Source organism: Pseudomonas canadensis, assembly GCF_030980095.1.
Classification (GTDB): Bacteria; Pseudomonadota; Gammaproteobacteria; order Pseudomonadales; family Pseudomonadaceae; genus Aquipseudomonas; species Aquipseudomonas canadensis.
This window is the reverse complement of record NZ_CP133298.1, coordinates 190,024-206,612: the sequence shown is the minus strand read 5'-3', so window position 1 is coordinate 206,612 and position 16,589 is coordinate 190,024. Positions and strand designations below refer to the sequence as shown.

The 16,589-nt window shown below is 60.9% G+C and carries 18 protein-coding genes; 9 read left to right on the top strand and 9 right to left on the bottom strand.

Annotation, left to right across the window (positions count from 1 at the left end):
- The first annotated feature begins 39 nt into the window (after positions 1–39).
- The 3 genes from RB216_RS00935 (at position 40) to RB216_RS00925 (ending at position 2,690) form a co-directional block, all read left to right on the top strand.
- A complete protein-coding gene (locus RB216_RS00935; protein ID WP_305383377.1) occupies positions 40–501 on the top strand; it encodes a nucleoside deaminase in 462 nt (153 codons plus the stop codon).
- Positions 488–1,657: a CynX/NimT family MFS transporter gene (locus RB216_RS00930; protein ID WP_308908203.1), complete on the top strand. Its 1,170-nt coding sequence runs from the start codon at positions 488–490 to the stop codon at positions 1,655–1,657. The genes RB216_RS00935 and RB216_RS00930 overlap by 14 nt, the downstream gene beginning before the upstream one ends.
- Positions 1,658–1,754: 97 nt before the next feature.
- Positions 1,755–2,690, top strand: a complete 936-nt coding sequence (locus tag RB216_RS00925) for a LysR family transcriptional regulator (protein WP_308908202.1) — start codon at positions 1,755–1,757, stop codon at positions 2,688–2,690.
- Here the strand turns inward: RB216_RS00925 and RB216_RS00920 are convergent.
- A complete protein-coding gene (locus tag RB216_RS00920; protein ID WP_308908201.1) occupies positions 2,581–3,675 on the bottom strand; it encodes a fatty acid desaturase in 1,095 nt (364 codons plus the stop codon). The genes RB216_RS00925 and RB216_RS00920 overlap by 110 nt on opposite strands.
- Positions 3,676–3,776: 101 nt before the next feature.
- Between RB216_RS00920 and RB216_RS00915 the strand changes: the two genes are divergently transcribed.
- Positions 3,777–4,781, top strand: a complete 1,005-nt coding sequence (locus tag RB216_RS00915) for an AraC family transcriptional regulator (protein ID WP_308908200.1) — start codon at positions 3,777–3,779, stop codon at positions 4,779–4,781.
- 127 nt (positions 4,782–4,908) lie between these two features.
- Here RB216_RS00915 and RB216_RS00910 read toward each other — a convergent pair whose 3' ends face one another.
- Positions 4,909–5,274 (bottom strand): response regulator, encoded by a 366-nt coding sequence (locus RB216_RS00910; RefSeq protein ID WP_028615261.1) that lies wholly within the window; start codon positions 5,272–5,274, stop codon positions 4,909–4,911.
- Between the two features lie 98 nt (positions 5,275–5,372).
- Between RB216_RS00910 and RB216_RS00905 the strand changes: the two genes are divergently transcribed.
- Both RB216_RS00905 and uraH read left to right on the top strand, forming a co-directional pair.
- Positions 5,373–5,846, top strand: a complete 474-nt coding sequence (locus RB216_RS00905) for a GlcG/HbpS family heme-binding protein (RefSeq protein ID WP_308908199.1) — start codon at positions 5,373–5,375, stop codon at positions 5,844–5,846.
- Positions 5,847–5,856: 10 nt separating this feature from the next.
- A complete protein-coding gene (gene uraH / locus RB216_RS00900) occupies positions 5,857–6,267 on the top strand; it encodes a hydroxyisourate hydrolase (protein WP_028615259.1) in 411 nt (136 codons plus the stop codon).
- Here the strand turns inward: uraH and RB216_RS00895 are convergent.
- Positions 6,264–6,953 (bottom strand): Crp/Fnr family transcriptional regulator, encoded by a 690-nt coding sequence (locus RB216_RS00895; RefSeq protein WP_071489768.1) that lies wholly within the window; start codon positions 6,951–6,953, stop codon positions 6,264–6,266. The two genes, uraH and RB216_RS00895, sit on opposite strands and share 4 nt — an antisense overlap.
- Before the next feature lie 83 nt (positions 6,954–7,036).
- On the opposite strand from RB216_RS00895, the gene RB216_RS00890 reads away from it, so the two are divergent.
- Positions 7,037–7,561 carry an Mpo1 family 2-hydroxy fatty acid dioxygenase gene (locus RB216_RS00890; protein WP_308908198.1) on the top strand — a complete coding sequence of 175 codons (525 nt, stop codon included), beginning with the start codon at positions 7,037–7,039 and terminating at the stop codon, positions 7,559–7,561.
- A 132-nt stretch (positions 7,562–7,693) separates the two neighbouring features.
- Here RB216_RS00890 and RB216_RS00885 read toward each other — a convergent pair whose 3' ends face one another.
- The 6 genes from RB216_RS00885 to dibA all read right to left on the bottom strand — a co-directional run bounded on the left by RB216_RS00885 (position 7,694) and on the right by dibA (position 14,019).
- Positions 7,694–8,674: a sulfate/molybdate ABC transporter ATP-binding protein gene (locus tag RB216_RS00885; protein ID WP_028615256.1), complete on the bottom strand. Its 981-nt coding sequence runs from the start codon at positions 8,672–8,674 to the stop codon at positions 7,694–7,696.
- Between the two features lie 3 nt (positions 8,675–8,677).
- The gene (cysW, locus tag RB216_RS00880; protein WP_010214166.1) at positions 8,678–9,550 is read right to left on the bottom strand and encodes a sulfate ABC transporter permease subunit CysW; all 873 of its coding nucleotides are present in this window, start codon (positions 9,548–9,550) and stop codon (positions 8,678–8,680) included.
- Between the two features lie 13 nt (positions 9,551–9,563).
- Positions 9,564–10,382 carry a sulfate ABC transporter permease subunit CysT gene (cysT, locus tag RB216_RS00875; RefSeq protein ID WP_010214167.1) on the bottom strand — a complete coding sequence of 273 codons (819 nt, stop codon included), beginning with the start codon at positions 10,380–10,382 and terminating at the stop codon, positions 9,564–9,566.
- 162 nt (positions 10,383–10,544) lie between these two features.
- Positions 10,545–11,555, bottom strand: coding sequence for a sulfate ABC transporter substrate-binding protein (locus RB216_RS00870; RefSeq protein ID WP_028615255.1), 1,011 nt, complete (start codon positions 11,553–11,555; stop codon positions 10,545–10,547).
- Between the two features lie 66 nt (positions 11,556–11,621).
- Positions 11,622–11,804 (bottom strand): sulfur starvation response protein OscA, encoded by a 183-nt coding sequence (gene oscA, locus RB216_RS00865; RefSeq protein WP_003170956.1) that lies wholly within the window; start codon positions 11,802–11,804, stop codon positions 11,622–11,624.
- Positions 11,805–12,105: 301 nt separating this feature from the next.
- Complete coding sequence (gene dibA, locus RB216_RS00860; protein ID WP_308908197.1) at positions 12,106–14,019, bottom strand: phosphodiesterase DibA; 1,914 nt, start codon at positions 14,017–14,019, stop codon at positions 12,106–12,108.
- 165 nt (positions 14,020–14,184) lie between these two features.
- Between dibA and desA the strand changes: the two genes are divergently transcribed.
- Both desA and RB216_RS00850 read left to right on the top strand, forming a co-directional pair.
- Entirely contained in the window at positions 14,185–15,369 is a 1,185-nt protein-coding gene (gene desA / locus RB216_RS00855; protein ID WP_028615253.1) for a delta-9 fatty acid desaturase DesA, read from the top strand.
- A 188-nt stretch (positions 15,370–15,557) separates the two neighbouring features.
- Positions 15,558–16,559, top strand: a complete 1,002-nt coding sequence (locus RB216_RS00850) for a sensor domain-containing diguanylate cyclase (RefSeq protein WP_028615252.1) — start codon at positions 15,558–15,560, stop codon at positions 16,557–16,559.
- Positions 16,560–16,589: the final 30 nt, after the last annotated feature.

Genomic DNA, 16,589 nt, shown 5'->3' with positions numbered 1-16,589 from the left:
ACCATACTTCACCCTCCAATCATGCCCGGAGGGATCTCCATGACCGACGATCACCAGCACCTGCAACGCGCGATCCAACTTGCCCAGACCAACGTCGCCCAAGGTGGCAGACCGTTTGGCGCGGTGTTGACGCGCGACGGCGAAGTGCTGGTTGAAGCGGTGAATGAAATCCATCTGACCCAGGACCCTACCGCTCACGCCGAATTGTTGGCGATCCGCGCTGCCAGCCAGCAACTCGGCGCGCGCCTGGACGGTTGCGTCATCTACGCCAGCGGCCAACCCTGCCCGATGTGCCTGAGTGCCATGTACCTGTGCGGTGTGGAACGGGTGGTGTTTGCAGCCAGCAACGAAATGGCCGAGCCCTTTGGCCTGTCCACGGCGGCGATCGGGCAGCAGGTGGGCCTGCCAGTGAGTGAGCAGCGCCTGCCGATCCGGCATCTGCCTGATGCGGCCATGACTACGCTGTACCAGCACTGGAAAAACCTGCATGCCCCTGAATAAATCCCTCGCCGGCTGGGGCCTGTTGGTGGTCCTCGGCCTCAATCTGCGGCCGATCCTCAGCTCCATCAGCCCGTTGCTCGGCGAGATTCGCCTGGCCACCGGCTTGAGTTTCCAGAGCAGTGCCTTGCTCACCAGCCTGCCCGTGGTGTGCATGGGCCTGGTGGCACTGGTGGGCGTGCGTGTTGAAGCGCAACTCGGTGAGCGGCGTGGCATTGCCCTGGGTTTGATGATGATCCTGCTGGCGTGCCTGGCCCGCTGGCTGATGGGCCAGGGCTCGACACTGCTGGTGACCGCATTGCTCGGTGGGGCCGGTGTCGCGTTGATCCAGGCGTTGGTGCCGGCGATGATCAAGCGCGAATTTCATCACCGCGTGCCGGTGGCGATGGGGGTTTACTCAGCCTCGCTGATGGCCGGAGGTGGGCTGGCGGCGCTGCTCAGCCCAGTAGTGGCCACGCATTTTCAGCGGTGGGAAGCCGGGCTCGGTGTGTGGTTGCTGCCGGCACTGGCCGCACTGTTGTTGTGGGCCTGGTTGCCCCTGGGTGCGGCAAAAAGCGCGAATGTCATCCCCGCCTTCAAGGGCCTGCGCAATCGCCGTGCGTGGCTGCTGGCGCTGTATTTTGGCCTGGTGAATTGCGGCTACATGAGCATGGTGGCGTGGCTGCCGGCCTACTATCAGCAACTGGGTTGGGACGTGTTGCCCAGTGGTTCATTGCTGGCCTTCATGACGATCTTTCAGGTCATCGCCGCGCTGTTGATGCCGGTGCTGGCACAACGCGGGATCGATCGGCGGCCACTGCTGTGGATCAGCCTACTGGCCCAGACCATTGGCTACCTCGGCCTGTTGATCGCGCCGTTGCAGTTTCCTCATCTGTGGGTGGCGCTGTGTGGCTTCGGCCTGGGCGCGTGTTTTGCCCTAAGCCTGTTATTGACCCTCGACCACCACCGCGACCCGCGCCAGGCCGGGCAACTGGCGGCGTTCGTGCAGGGCGTGGGCTTTTTGATCAATGCGATTTCGCCGTGGCTCACCGGCTGGCTGCGTGAACTCACCGGCAGTTTTGTCAGCGCCTGGGTGGTGCTGACGGTGACGGCGGTCGCGATGCTGGTGGTAACCCGGGTATTCAGCCCCGCCACTTACCGCACGGCACCCGCTCTATAGATATGCATTTAAGATCTAGATAAAACAAACATGCTTCATTGACGGAATAAGCATCACCCTTAAAATCCCGGTTCCCCTACAGGATGCCGGGCATACCATGGACCTTCGCCAACTGCGCTACTTCATCGCGCTCAACGAGCACCGCAGTTTCGTGCGCGCGGCGGACGCCATGGGCATCACGCAACCAGCATTCAGCCGCAGCATCCAAGGCCTGGAGCAGGAATTCGGCTGTGTGCTAGTGGACCGTGCGAACAAAGACCTGCGTCCCACCCCCGAAGGCCAGGTGGTGCTGCAACACGCATTGAGCCTGGTGCAAGGCGCGGCGTTGCTGAGCCATGAAGTCACGCGCATGACCAAGCTCGACGCCGGCGAAGTGCGCTTCGGCAGCGATGCGGTGGCCGCCGTGAACCTGGTGCCCCAGACGATGGCGCGCTTTGTTTCCACCTACCCCAAGGTGCGCACTGCATTGCAGGTGGATAACTGGGAAAAACTCGGACGCAGCCTGAACCGTGAAGAGATCGAATTCTTTATCGCCGATGTGCGTCACTTCGAGGCTGACCCGAACTTTCAGACCCAGGCCCTGACGCCTCGGCGCAGCGTGTTTTTCTGCCGCGCCGGGCACCCGCTACTCGCCAAGGACAGCCTTTCCACCAACGACCTGTTCAGCTACCCGCTGGCCACCCCCCTGATCGCGCCCGGCATTCGCAAGCTGCTGGCCAACCTCAGCGGGCGCGTCGACTTTGCGCCTGCCATCGAGCTTGAGCAATTGGCCGCATTGGGCACCATCGTGAAGCAATCCAACGCCATCGGCCTGGGCGCCGAAGAGGCTTTCGTCGAGGCATTCGCCAGTGGTCAATTACAGGTGCTGCATTGGCGTAATCTGCCACATGCGTTGGACAGCCTCAGCAACCGTTGCGGGGTGATCAGCCGCGCTGGGGTGCGTTTGTCGCCTGCCGCGAAGGCGCTGATCGAAACCCTGCAGGCGGTGGAAAACCCAGCCGATTGGCCCGCGCAAACGTCCCGAAATCATTGAAGCGCACGCCCATCTCAGCCATCACTTTGTGCGCCACCTTGGCGGTCATCTGGCGGATGTAAAACGGTTCCTTCACCACAAAATGGTGGATGCCGTGGGTGCTGCCGAAGTTGAAGCAGAACGCCTGCAGAGGCCACATCCACCACGGGTTCAACACCTGGGTCTGCTGGATCACATTGCCCAGTTCCACATCGCCGTAGTAGTGCATGTTGGAGCTGACAAAGTGCAGGCAAAAGGTACGCAGCACGTTAGGGCCGATGATCACCACGGTAGCGATATCAATCACCTGCATCATCTGCACGGTGCCGGCTGACCACTCGATGGGCGCACCGAGCAGACTGGCAATGCCATTGGCGGCATGAAAGCCAAGGAACACGTACCACGCGCCCCAATGCAGCAATGCCAGCGGTGCATACACCAGCAGCGAGCGCCTGAGGATCGTGAGTTTGTGCTTCCAGGTCTTGGCCCGCAGGATGCGGATGAAGGCCGACATGACGTTATCGCCGACCATCAGCAACCGCGCGAAACCCCAGGGCTCGCCGTTAGTGATCGCGCGCTCCTCCATATCGGTCTCGGTGCCGGAGACCTTGTGATGGTTGAGATGCAGCTGCCGGCGCACCCACGGGTTGATCGTGCTCGGCCGCGCCAGCCACACCAGGCCCATCATCAGGTTGTGGGGCAGGCGCTGCTTGCGAAAATACATGCTGTGGATCAGGTCGTGTTCCAGCTCGTGGGTCAATGACGCCAGGAACGCGTTGAGCAGCAGGCACACCCACCAGGCCATGTGCCCGGTGATGTAGAGCGCCGCCGAGCCCAGCATGCCGAGCAGCGCAAACGCCAGGATGCCTGCGCCCAACGCGTCCTGATGCAGCAACCAGGGGTGCTGCTGGCGCAGACGTACGCCTTCGGCCAGCACCACTTCACGGATATGCGCCGAACGCTGTTGCGCGTTCATCTGCTGGGGACTTGCAGAAGTACCGTCCATGCTTCCATCCTCTTGCTTATTGGTGCTCACATCCTGCCCCAAGCGATCAATCAGGATGCTAGCCCCGGACGCCAACCTGTTGACCGCAAGCGCCAATCGCCATGACCGAACCCACTTCCCTTGCCAGCTGGACCCGCGCCCTGCGCAAGCAGCTCGACGCCCTGGGCCTCGACAGCGCCGCGCTGTGCGTGCAAGCCGGGCTCGACCCACAGCAGATGGACGACCCGAATGCGCGCTACCCGCTGTCGGCCACCACGCGCTTGTGGGAGCTGGCGGTGCAGGCCAGCAGCGATCCAGCGATTGGGCTGCGGGTGTCGCGGTTCGTCAGCCCCACCACGTTTCATGCGTTGGGGTATGCGCTGGTGGCCAGTGGCAGCTTGCGGGAAGTGTTCGAGCGCATCGTGCGGTATCACCAGGTGGTCAGCGATGCCTTGAGCCTGGAGCTGAGCGGCGACGGCGAACGCTATCGGTTCCGCTTGCTGCAACTACCAGGAAACCCAGCGCCAGCGTTCGAGGCCATCGATGCGTTTGCGGCGATCTATGTGCGCACTTGTCGCAATCGCCTGGGGCGCGAATACGCGCCGCTGGCGGTGTACCTGCGAAGGCCGGAACCGGCCGATCCCAAGCCATGGCACACGGTGTTTCGCGCGCCGGTGTTTTTCGGCGCTGAGGAAGACCGCCTGGAGTTCGCCGCGCAGGATTTCGACAGCCACCTGGACGACGCCAACCCCGAACTGGCCGAGCACAATGAAACCGTGCTCAAGCGCACCCTCGCCCAACTGCAACCGCTGACCTGGGAGCGCAAGGTCCGCCGGGTGATCGAAACGCAGTTGCCCGACGGCGAACCCAGCGCCGAGCGGGTTGCGCAGGCGCTGCACCTGAGCCTGCGCAGCCTGCAACGCCATCTGGCGGATGAAGGCTGCCGGTTTGATGCGTTGCTCAATGAGTGCCGGGAGAATTTGGCGTTGCTGCATTTGCGGGATCCGCAATGCTCATTGGCGGAAATCAGTCATTTGCTGGGGTTTGCTGATACCAGCAGTTTCAACCGCGCGTTCAAGCGCTGGACGGGGATGACGCCGGGGCAGTTCAGGGATGGGTTGCGGTAGGTGGATGTGCGGTGTTCGTGATGGCCCCATCGCGGGCAAGCCCCGCTCCCACACGGGAATGCATTCCAAATGTGGGAGCTGGTTGCCTGCGATGGCGGTGGTCCAGGTATTGAAGATGCCGGATCAATCAGCGCCCACGGTCACGCCGCAACAACTTCTTCACCCGCACCACCAAGGCCTTGGCTTCAAACGGCTTGAGCAAGTAATCATCCTCATGCAGTTCCAACCCGCGCAGACGGTCCTCGATCCCTTCCGGGGTCGTCAAGAACAACACCGGCGTCTCGCCCTTCTTGCGAATCGCCTGCTGCAACTTCCAGGCATTCAAACCCGGCAACATGACATCCAGGATCACCAAGTCATAGTCAGTGCTTTCCACAAACCGCTGAGCTGCCATGCCATTGGCTGCGACTTCCACTGCGAAGCCGGCCTCACTCAAGCCCTGGGCCATGACTTGCGCCAATTTCGGCTGGTCTTCCACTAACAACACCTGCATGCCTACCTCTTGGTTCATTACAAACCTGTAATCGAATTGTTCGGCTTTTGACCGAGACCGCTGGCTAAGGTAGCGGCCTGCTTTCTGGAGCCGTTCCCATGTACCGCAATGCCTTCTTCTTGAGCTTCGCCATCAGCGCCAGCGTCCTGGCAGCACCACCGCTGCCACGCCACGCCGACCTGGATTTGCACACCGCACGCCAACTGGCAGACGCCAGCCTGGCGCAGTGCACGGCGGCACTTACCGTACTCGACCGGGGCGGCAATCCGTTGCTGAGCCTGCGGGCCGACGGCGTAGGTCCACACAACAGCATCGCCAGCCAACGCAAAGCGTACACGGCGTTGTCGACTAAAACCCCCACTCGGTTGTTTGCCGAGCGTGCGCGCAACAACCCCGAGGCCGCCAACCTTAACAGCTTGTCCGAATTGCTGTTGCTCGGGGGCGGCGTGCCGCTGTTCGCCGACTCTGAACTGGTAGGCGCGCTTGGCATTGCCGGTGCCGGCGGTGCCGAGCAGGACGACGCGTGCGCGGTAAAGGCGGCCAATCAACTTGGCCTGACAATCACCCCTTGAGGAAACCTCGATGAAAACCCTGACTATGACCCTCGCCGCCCTCAGCCTGAGCGGCTTGAGCAGCCTGGCCCTGGCGGCCGGCAACCCGCTGAGCGTGCATGTGCTGAACCTGGAAAACGGCCTGCCGTCTGCCGGTGTCAGCGTCACCCTGGAGCAACACGTAGGCGATCACTGGCAGTCGCTGTCCGAAGGTGTCACCAACCAGCAGGGGCGCATCGCCGAACTGTTCCCGGCCAACCAAGCCATGAAGCCGGGCGAGTATCGCGTGGTGTTCAAGACCGGTGACTACTACAAGAAAGCCAATCGCGAGACGTTTTTCCCGGAAGTCCCGGTGATATTCGAGGTCAAGCAGGCCGACCAGCACTACCACATCCCGCTGCTGCTGAGCCCTTACGGCTTTTCGACGTATCGCGGTTCCTAGCCAGCCCCCGCGGCCTGCCGCAAGCGCGGCAGGTCGAGCACTTCAATCGCGCCGTAACTCAGCTTGATGATCTCCTGCTGCTCTAACGCCTTGAGCAAACTGTTGGTGGTCTGGCGCGACAGGCTCAGCATCGCGGCCAGATCTTCCTGGGGCAGTTGCAGGACGCGACGGGAATGCTCTATCTCGCCGTACCCGCCGGCAATCATCAGCAGCCGGTGAGCGATACGTGTCGACGCCGGCATCAGGCTCATCTGTTCGATATTGATCAGCGACAGGCGCAACTTCTGGCTCATCAACAACGCCATGTCGCGCCAATACGCCGGGCTTTGGTCAAGAATCTCGAGCATCGCCGATTGCGGTACCTGCAACAGCGTGCACGGCCCAACCGACAAGGCGTCGTGGGTACGCGGCAAACCGTCGAAAAGGCAGATCTCGCCGAACCAGTAAGGCGTTTCAACCAGGCTCAGAATAGCTTCCTTGCCCTGCGCATTGACCGCGCTGACCCGCACCGCCCCCTCCAATACCGCATACACCCCACAGGGCGGATCACCGCGCCTGAACAGGTACTGCCCCGCCGTCAGCTGACGCAGCCGAGCCGCCGCCAGCAAACTATCCTGTAGCGGTACAGGCAGGTGGCTGAACCACTGGCCGGTGGCCAATCGGGCATGCCATGTTGCCGCAATCATGAGAACTCCAGAGATTGTCGCCCAGTTGACAGTCAGTCGCCGCCTGACGGGAGATGATTAAACATCCTACAGGAGGAATAACAATGAAAAGCCTCGTCGACCACCTCAGTCAATATGCCGCGTACCACCGCGACCCGCGCAATATCGCCAGCCACTTTGTCGGCATTCCACTGATTGTTGTTGCGGTGGCCGTGCTGCTGTCGCGCCCGGAATGGGCGATCGGTGGGGTGTGGATTTCACCAGCGGCGATCGTCGCACTGCTGTCGGCGTGGTTTTACCTACGCCTGGAACTGGCGCTGGGTGTGTTGATGACGCTACTGATGGGCTTGTCGGTATGGGCCGGGCATGTGCTGGCGGCGCAGAGCACGTTGGTGTGGCTCAGCAGCGGTGTGGGGATGTTTGTGGTGGGTTGGGTGATTCAGTTCGTCGGGCATTACTACGAAGGCAAGAAGCCGGCGTTTGTGGATGACGTGTCGGGGCTGATCGTGGGGCCGTTGTTTGTGGTGGCGGAGTTGGCGTTTCTGCTGGGGTTGCGCCATGACCTCAAGCAACAGATCGAGGAGCGTTCGGGCCCGGTGGCCGTTAGAGGAAAACGCGCCACGGTCTGAAGATTAATGAAGATCCACTGTGGGAGCCGGGCTTGCCCGCGATGACGGTGGACCAGCCAACATCATTGTCGACTGAAAGTCCGCCATCGCGGGCAAGCCCGGCTCCCACAAGGGTTTTGCGGTGTTTTAGGCTCAGGCTTTTTGCCAAACCTTGGGTTTGAAGAACAGCGTCTCGCCGCGCGCCAGGCCGGTCAGGCTGTCGTGGTCTTTCACCACTTCAGCTTCGATCAACTCGCTCTGGCCTTCCACTTTCAACGTCACACGCGTGGTCGCGCCCAGCGGGCGAATATCCCGCACTTCAGCAGCATGGTGGTCTTCCAGCTCATGCCGTGACAGCGACACTTCGTGGGGACGGAACAGCACGTGTTTGTCTTCACCCAGGTGCAGGCGGTTTGAATCACCCAGGAAGTGATAAACGAAATCGCTGGCCGGGTTTTCGTAGACGTCACCCGGTGAACCGATCTGCTCGATCACGCCCTTGTTCATCACCACGATACGGTCGGCGACTTCCATGGCCTCTTCCTGGTCGTGGGTCACGAACACCGACGTCAGGTTGATGTCTTCGTGCAGGCGTGCCAGCCAGCGGCGCAGTTCTTTACGCACCTTGGCGTCGAGGGCGCCGAAGGGTTCGTCCAGCAGCAGCACTTTGGGTTCGACCGCCAGGGCGCGGGCCAGGGCGATACGTTGGCGCTGACCACCGGACAACTGCTCCGGGTAGCGATCCGACAACCAATCCAGCTGCACCATGTTCAACAACTCATGCACCTTGACCGCGATCTGGCTTTCGTTCGGGCGCTGGTTCTTCGGTTTCATGCGCAGGCCGAACGCCACGTTGTCGAACACGGTCATGTGGCGGAACAGCGCGTAGTGCTGGAATACAAAGCCGACATTGCGATCACGCACGTCGTGGCCTGAGACGTCTTCACCGTGGAACACGATGCTGCCGTCATCCGGGGTTTCCAGGCCGGCGATGATGCGCAGCAAGGTGGTCTTGCCGCAGCCGGACGGGCCAAGCAACGCCACCAGCTCGCCACTCTGGATGTCCAGGTTGATGCTGTTCAGGGCCTTGAAGGCGTTGAAGTTCTTGCTGACATTACGGACTTCGATCGACATGACTTATTCCTCAGCCGCACCGGCGCGCAGGCGGTTAATACGGTTCTCGCTCCACTGCTTGAGCAGCAGGATGAAGAGCGCCAGGATCAGCAGCAGACTCGCCACCGCAAACGCGGCAACGTGGTTGTATTCGTTGTAGAGAATCTCGACGTGCAGCGGCAGGGTGTTGGTTACGCCGCGAATGTGGCCGGACACCACCGACACCGCGCCGAACTCACCCATGGCCCGTGCGGTACACAGCACCACGCCGTAGATCAGGCCCCATTTGATATTTGGCACGGTCACGTGCCAGAACATCTGCCAGCCGTTGGCACCGAGCAGGCGCGCGGCCTCTTCCTCCTGGGTGCCCTGCTCCTGCATCAGAGGGATCAGTTCACGGGCCACGAAGGGCACGGTGACGAAGATGGTTGCCAGCACGATACCGGGCAAGGCGAACACGATCTGGATGTCATGGTCCTGCAGCCACGGCCCAAAAAAGCCCTGGGCGCCGAACATCAGCACATAGACCAGGCCGGCGATCACTGGCGACACCGAGAACGGCAAATCGATGAGCGTCACCAGGATGCTTTTGCCACGGAACGAGTACTTGCTCACGCACCAGGCGGCGCTGACGCCGAACACCAGGTTGAGCGGCACCGAAATCACCACGGCGATCACCGTGAGTTTCAACGCCGATAGCGCATCGGGTTCGAGGATCGCGGTGAAGAACGCGCCGAGGCCGTTCTTCAAGCCCTGGGTCACCACGATAAACAGCGGCAACAGCAGGAACAGCGCAAATACCAGCCAGCCAAGGCCGATCAGGATACGTCGCGATGCAGCGCTGCCACGCCGGGCAGCGTTGGCCGAGGACGCGGCGGAAATAGACGATTGGGACATGTTCCGCGCCTCCTTATGGACGTTCGATGCGCCGCTGCAACAAGTTGATCAGCAGCAGCAGGACAAAGGAAACCACCAGCATCAGCACGCCGATGGACGTGGCGCCGCGGTAGTCGTATTGGTCGAGCTTGACCATGATCAGCAGCGGCAGGATCTCGGTTTTCATCGGCATGTTGCCGGCGATGAAGATCACCGAGCCGTACTCACCGACACCACGCGCGAACGCCAGGGCGAAACCGGTCAACCAGGCAGGCAGCAACGCGGGCACCAGGATGTGACGGAACACCTGCAACGGCTTGGCGCCCAGGCAGGCAGCGGCTTCTTCGACTTCCCGGGGGATATCGGCCAGTACCGGCTGCACCGTGCGCACCACGAACGGCAGCGTGACGAAGGTCAGCGCCAGGGTGATGCCCAGCGGCGTGTAGGCGATCTTGAAGCCCAGGTCGGCGGCGAACTGGCCGACCAGGCCGTTAGGCGTGTACAGCGCGGTCAACGCGATACCGGCAACGGCGGTGGGCAGGGCGAACGGCAGGTCGATCATCGCGTCGATGATCTTGCGGCCGGGGAAGGTGTAGCGCACCAGCACCCAGGCCAGCAGCGTACCGATTACGCCGTTGATCAGCGCGGCGTACAGCGCGGTGCTGAAGCTCAGTTGCAACGCAGCCAGCACGCGCGGTGCGGAGATGATGTTCCAGAACTGATCCCAGGTAAGTTGAGCGGCGTGTACAAACATCGCCGCGAGCGGGATGAGTACGATCAGGCTGAGGTACACCACGGTGTAGCCCAGCGTCAGCCCGAAGCCGGGTATGACGGGGGAGATACGACGCGACATAAGAGTCCTTGGTTAAGGGGAAACCACTGGAGGCACACACGTCCTGTGGGAGCTGGCTTGCCTGCGATGCAAGCGCCGCGGTATGTCGGTCACACCGCGGCGATGCTATCGCAGGCAAGCCAGCTCCCACAGGGCATAGCGTGCGCCACCAGATTGTGTTGGTTACTGCGCGGTGTAAATCTGGTCGAACACGCCACCGTCGTTAAAGAATTTCGGTTGGGCAGTTTTCCAGCCGCCGAAGTCTTTGTCGATAGTCACCAGGTCCAGTTTCGGGAACTGCTGGGCGTATTTGGCGGCCACTTTTGCATCGCGTGGGCGGTAGAAGTTCTTCGCCGCAATCTCCTGGCCAGCCGGGCTGTACAGGTGTTTAAGGTATTCGGTGGCGATCTCGGTGTTACCCTTTTTCTCGGCATTCTTGTCGACCACGGCCACTGGCGGCTCCGCGAGGATCGACAGGGAAGGCACGACGATATCGAACTTGTCAGCACCGCCGTCTTCTTTCAGGGCCAAGAAGGCTTCGTTTTCCCAGGCCAACAACACGTCACCCTGACCGTTGTTGACGAAGGTGATGGTCGAACCGCGAGCGCCGGTGTCCAGCACAGGCACGTGCTTGAACAGCTCTTTCACGTATTCCTGGGCCTTGGCTTCGCTGCCGCCGGTTTTCAGGCCGTAGGCCCAGGCGGCGAGGAAGTTCCAGCGGGCGCCGCCGGAGGTTTTCGGGTTCGGGGTAATCACGGACACGTCTTTCTTGATCAGGTCGCCCCAGTCCTTGATGCCTTTAGGGTTGCCCTTGCGCACCAGAAACACGATGGTCGAAGTGTACGGGGTGCTGGCGTCTGGCAGGCGGGTCTGCCAGTTTTCCGGAAGGGTCTTGCCCAGCTTGGCGATTTCGTCGATGTCACCGGCCAGAGCCAGGGTGACCACGTCGGCGCGCAGGCCATCGATCACGGCACGGCCTTGTTTGCCCGAACCACCGTGGGATTGCTGGATCTTGACGTTGTCGCCTGGGTGGGACTGTTTCCAGAAGTTGGTGAACTCAGCGTTGTAGTCCTGGTACAGCTCACGGGTAGGGTCGTACGAGACGTTGAGCAACTCGTAGTCCTTGGCAACGGCGGAACCTGCAAACACGGCGCTGGCCAGGGCGGCCAGGGCATAACGGCGAATCGACGACATAGAAGCTCCTGAAATTCTGGGGTGTTGGCTTTTTCTTATTAAGTGCGGGTCTATCGCCGTCAGTGCTTAGCTCGGTTTGTTACCCGGGTTCTGCAAACGGAATTTTTCTTTGCGTTCGATCTGTACCACTTGAGCGTTGTGCACAGTAATTTCCACCGCGCCAAACCGCAGATCGCGCAAGGCGCTCTGGATCTCACGCAAAATGGCTGCTTCGTCCTGGCCGTCGACGCTACGTAAAGATGCGCTCATGGTCTCGCTCCTGAAATGAATAGTGCCTCGCAGTGGCGGCACTGCTTGCGGCGTGAGAGCGATAGTAGATAAGCGCGGATATTCTTAAAAATACTATTTAAGAATGTTTATATAACCAGAAAGAATTTTCTGGTGGAACGTGGGGTTGCGTGCGGGTTTGGTGCCCAAGTACGTAAATAAAGCCTAGAGAAGATCCAAATGTGGGAGCGGGCTTGCCCGCGAAAGCGGTGTGTCAGCTAAAAATGTGTTAACTGATGCACCGCATTCGCGGGCAAGCCCGCTCCCACCTTTTGACTGCATATCAGGTCTGGATTGGGGGGGCTCGGTGCCAATCAATTTCGTGGGCCGGCATCGGCCGGCCAAACCAATACCCCTGCCCCATATCGCAGTCCTGATCCAACAGAAACCGCGCCTGTTCAACCTGCTCGATCCCCTCGGCATGCACCTGCATGCCCATGCTTTTAGCGAGGGCGATCACCACGCGCACGATGGCCGCGTCATCTTCGTCCCAGGGCAGACCGGCAACAAAGCCCTGGTCGATCTTGAGCTTCTGCACCGGCAGGCGCTTGAGGCGCAGCAGTGACGAGTAACCGGTGCCAAAATCATCGATCGCCAGGCGCAACCCCAACTCTCGGAGACGGTGCATCTGCTCCAGCGCGACCTCTGGGTCTTCCATCACCGCGCTTTCGGTGACTTCCAGCTCGAGAAAGGCCGGATCCAGGCCCGTGTCATGCAGCACCTGGGCGACCTGTTCATACAGCTCACGCCGCGCAAACAGGCGGCTAGACACATTGATGGCGATAAAACTCAACGGTGCCCCCTCGGCCAGCCATTGGCACATCTGCCGACACGCCTGGTCCATCACCCAGGCATCAATTTCGGCAATCAACCCGGTGCGCTCGGCGATCGGGATAAATTCCCCCGGCGGCACCAGGCCGCGTTCCGGATGCTGCCAGCGCACCAGCGCTTCGACGCCGATCAGACGGCTATTGTGCAGGTCGTGCACGGGTTGGTAATAGACGCAGAGTTCCTGCTGTTCGAGGGCGCGGCGCAGTTCGCTGGCGACTTCCACGCGATTCTGCGCGTGGGCAGTCAGTTCCTCGGTGTACAAGGCGTAGCCCTCGCGCCCGGCGCTCTTGGCCTTGAACAGCGCGGAGTCGGCGTTACGCAGCAACTGCTCGGCGCTCAGGGCATCGTTGGGAAACAGGCTGATCCCGATACTGGCGCTGATAAACAGCTGGTGGCCATCAAAGATGAAGGGCTGTTTCATCGCCTCCAGCATGCGCTGCGCCAGACCCGCCGCCTGGGCCACCTGTGGACAACTTTCCGCCAGTACGGCGAATTCATCTCCACCCAGGCGCGCCAGGGTCACGCCGGGGCCAAACAGTGCCTTGAGCCGCTCGCCCACCAGCTTGAGCAATTGGTCTCCGACGTTATGGCCCAGGCTGTCGTTGATGATCTTGAAGTGGTCCAGGTCCAGCAACAGCAAGGCGCAGCCACGCTTGTGGATCTGCGCCGAGGCCAGCGCCTGCTCGGCGCGGTCGGTGAATAGCAGGCGGTTGGGCAAGTCGGTCAGCGGATCGTGGTGCGCGAGGTGGGCCAGTTCGTGCTCGGAGTCCTTGATGGCGCTGATGTCGGAAAACACCGCCACATAATGGCTGACCTTGCCCTGGTCATCGTGAATCACCCGAATGGTTTGCCACTGTGGATAAATCTCACCGCTTTTGCGTCGGTTCCAGATTTCACCGCTCCATTCGCCGGTGCGTTCCAGGCTCTGGAACATCTGTTGGTAGAAATTCGACGAATGGCGACCGGATTTGAACAGGCTGGGCTGATGCCCCATGACGTCTTCGCGGCTGTAGCCGGTGATCTCCATGAACGCCCGGTTGACGTGCACGATCAGCCCCTGTGCGTCGGTGACCAACACGCCTTCGCGAGTGCAATCGAACACGGCGGCGGCCTGGCGCAGGCGTTCACGGTTTTCTTTCAGGGGCTGTTGCAGCTGGTTGGCCCGGGCAAACCGGGCGCAGATCAGGTGAATCGCTAGGGCGCTGAGCGCCACCCACACATAGCCGCGCACCTGCAGCCAGTGGGTCAGCTCGCTCGGGTTATCGAGAAACTCGATCAATACGCGCTGGGTTACGCCGATCCACAGAACGGAAACCAGCAGGTATACCAGCCCGGCACGCAGGGCACCTCGGTATGAAAACAGCATATGGTCAGTAATCCTTACCAAAAAACAGAATCGCCCTACAAAGGCTGCGGATTATAGAATAAGAAACATCCAGTCACTCCTATCTGAAAGGGCGGCTGGTTTTCTCTGTAGGCTTAGTGATAATGCGTGAGCTGTTCTTTTCTTTATCTGAGGGCCATACAGCCTATGTGGTACAACGGTTTTCTTGACCTGTCAGCCTGGCAACTGGTGGCGGTCACTCTGTTGATGACCCACGTGACCATCGTTGCGGTCACAGTCTATCTGCATCGTTATTCAGCCCATCGCTCCCTGGAGCTCAATGCCGGCCTGAAACACTTCTTCCGCTTCTGGCTGTGGCTGACCACGGCGCAGAACACCCGCGAGTGGACCGCCATTCACCGCAAGCACCACGCCAAGTGCGAAACCGTCGACGACCCGCACAGCCCGGTCATCAAGGGCTTGTCCACCGTGATGCGCAAAGGTGCCGAGCTGTACCGCGCCGAGGCCGAAAACCCCGAGACGTTGCGCATCTACGGCAAGAACTGCCCGGAAGACTGGATCGAACGCAAAATCTACACGCCCTACCCGTTGCTGGGCGTGGCGATCATGGGCGTGATCGACCTGCTACTGTTCGGCACCATCGGCATCACCATCTGGGCGATCCAGATGATGTGGATCCCGTTCTGGGCCGCCGGCGTGATCAACGGCCTGGGGCATGCCGTGGGTTATCGCAATTTCGAATGCCGTGACGCGGCGACCAACCTGGTGCCGTGGGGCATCATCGTCGGTGGCGAAGAGCTGCATAACAACCATCACACCTACCCCAACTCCGCCAAGCTGTCGGTGAAGAAGTGGGAATTCGACATGGGCTGGGCATGGATCAAAGTCTTCAGCTTCCTGCGCCTGGCCAAGGTGCAACGCGTCGCGCCCATCGCCCACCGTGTGGAAGGCAAGGGTCATCTGGACATGGACACCGCCATGGCGATCCTCAATAACCGTTTCCAGATCATGGCCCAGTACCGCAAATTGGTGATCGCCCCATTGGTCAAGCAGGAGCTGGAAAAGGTCGATCACTCCGTTCGCCACCAATTCCACCGTGCCAAGCGCCTGTTATCGCGAGAAACCAGTTTGCTGGATGACCGCCACCATGTGCGTATCCAGAGCATGCTGGAACACAGCCAGGCGCTGAAAGTGATCTACGAAAAGCGCCTGGCGCTGCAGCAGATCTGGCTGAAGACCAGTTCCAATGGCCACGATATGCTCGCGGCCATCAAGGAATGGGTGCATGAGGCCGAGGCCAGCGGCATCCAGTCCCTGCGGGATTTTGCCCACCAATTGAAGACCTACTCACTGCGTCCTGCAGCGGTCTGACAGTGCGCTGGGAGGGCCTGCCCTCCCAGCCATCGGCTTTTTGGCGTCATTTCTCGGACACCGGCAATCGGTCCTGTTGACGGAACTTCACTGCAATTCGCCTCTCTCAATGAACACTTCGCCATCATGGTGGCCCCTTGTAGTGACCGCTGTTCCAACTTGCGGCGCGCCCAGAGAGAGTTGTGCCGATGGTTCACGAAAATCCATACTTGCCCGATCCTCCCACCGCTGAACATCCGCGTCCGGCTGCCGCCGCGACCCTGTTGGCGCTGGTGCATGCCCAGGGTGAAGTCGAGCGGTTGAGCGAGCGCGAACAGCTGTTGAGTTCGATGCTGGTGAGCGTGAACGCCGTGCTGTGGGCCATCGATTGGGAAACGCGCCGCGTGCTGTACGTGAGCCCAGCCTATGAACGCGTTTTCGGGCGTTCCGCCGGACTGCTGCTGGCCGACCATCGGGAATGGCGCAACAGTATTCACCCCGAAGACCTCGACTACGCCGAGCACAGCCTGGCCCGCGTGCTGGAACAGGGTGCCGTGGAGGACCGCGAGTATCGCATCATCACCGCCGACGGGCAGATCCGCTGGCTGAGCGACAAGTGCTACATCAACCAGCAGGTCGAACCCGGCGAACCGTTGATCGTGGTGGGCATGGCCGAAGACATCACTGAAAAGAAACAACTGGAGCTGGAACTGCACCGCCTGGCCACCACCGACGTGCTGACCCAGAGCAGCAACCGCCGGCACTTCTTCGAATGCGCCAACCAGGCCTTCGATACGGCCTGTGCCCAAGGTGCGCCGTTGGCTTTCCTGCTGCTGGACATCGATGACTTCAAGGACGTCAACGACAGCTATGGCCACCTGGAAGGTGATCAGGTCTTGCGCCGCATCGCCGAGAGCGGTCGCGGGGTATTGCGCCGTGGCGACCTGTTCGGGCGCATTGGCGGCGAAGAATTCGCAGCCGTCCTGCCCGGCTGCGCGCCGGAGATGGCCTTGCAAGTGGCGGAGCGGCTGGGCAGGGAAATTCAGGAACTGAGTTTCAGCTATGAAGGCCAGGTTTTCAGCGTGACTATCAGTCAGGGACTGGCCAGCCTCACCGAACAAGACTCGACACTGGACAGCCTGTTCGCCCGCGCCGATGCAGCGATGTACGAGGCCAAGCGCCAGGGCAAGAACCGTGTCATAGCGGGCTAACACCGATCACCCTGTAGGAGCTGGCTGGCC

Excerpts from the sequence above, each read along its gene's own strand:
- cysW (WP_010214166.1), bottom strand. The coding sequence starts at position 9,550 with ATGTCCCAATCGTCTATTTCCGCCGCGTCCTCGGCCAACGCTGCCCGG.
- oscA (WP_003170956.1), bottom strand. The coding sequence starts at position 11,804 with ATGAGCGCATCTTTACGTAGCGTCGACGGCCAGGACGAAGCAGCCATT.
- RB216_RS00850 (WP_028615252.1), top strand. The coding sequence starts at position 15,558 with ATGGTTCACGAAAATCCATACTTGCCCGATCCTCCCACCGCTGAACAT.
- dibA (WP_308908197.1), bottom strand. The coding sequence starts at position 14,019 with ATGCTGTTTTCATACCGAGGTGCCCTGCGTGCCGGGCTGGTATACCTG.
- RB216_RS00915 (WP_308908200.1), top strand. The coding sequence starts at position 3,777 with ATGACCGAACCCACTTCCCTTGCCAGCTGGACCCGCGCCCTGCGCAAG.
- uraH (WP_028615259.1), top strand. The coding sequence starts at position 5,857 with ATGAAAACCCTGACTATGACCCTCGCCGCCCTCAGCCTGAGCGGCTTG.
- RB216_RS00930 (WP_308908203.1), top strand. The coding sequence starts at position 488 with ATGCCCCTGAATAAATCCCTCGCCGGCTGGGGCCTGTTGGTGGTCCTC.
- RB216_RS00920 (WP_308908201.1), bottom strand. The coding sequence starts at position 3,675 with ATGGACGGTACTTCTGCAAGTCCCCAGCAGATGAACGCGCAACAGCGT.
- cysT (WP_010214167.1), bottom strand. The coding sequence starts at position 10,382 with ATGTCGCGTCGTATCTCCCCCGTCATACCCGGCTTCGGGCTGACGCTG.
- RB216_RS00935 (WP_305383377.1), top strand. The coding sequence starts at position 40 with ATGACCGACGATCACCAGCACCTGCAACGCGCGATCCAACTTGCCCAG.
- RB216_RS00870 (WP_028615255.1), bottom strand. The coding sequence starts at position 11,555 with ATGTCGTCGATTCGCCGTTATGCCCTGGCCGCCCTGGCCAGCGCCGTG.
- RB216_RS00885 (WP_028615256.1), bottom strand. The coding sequence starts at position 8,674 with ATGTCGATCGAAGTCCGTAATGTCAGCAAGAACTTCAACGCCTTCAAG.
- RB216_RS00895 (WP_071489768.1), bottom strand. The coding sequence starts at position 6,953 with ATGATTGCGGCAACATGGCATGCCCGATTGGCCACCGGCCAGTGGTTC.
- RB216_RS00905 (WP_308908199.1), top strand. The coding sequence starts at position 5,373 with ATGTACCGCAATGCCTTCTTCTTGAGCTTCGCCATCAGCGCCAGCGTC.
- RB216_RS00890 (WP_308908198.1), top strand. The coding sequence starts at position 7,037 with ATGAAAAGCCTCGTCGACCACCTCAGTCAATATGCCGCGTACCACCGC.
- RB216_RS00910 (WP_028615261.1), bottom strand. The coding sequence starts at position 5,274 with ATGCAGGTGTTGTTAGTGGAAGACCAGCCGAAATTGGCGCAAGTCATG.
- desA (WP_028615253.1), top strand. The coding sequence starts at position 14,185 with ATGTGGTACAACGGTTTTCTTGACCTGTCAGCCTGGCAACTGGTGGCG.
- RB216_RS00925 (WP_308908202.1), top strand. The coding sequence starts at position 1,755 with ATGGACCTTCGCCAACTGCGCTACTTCATCGCGCTCAACGAGCACCGC.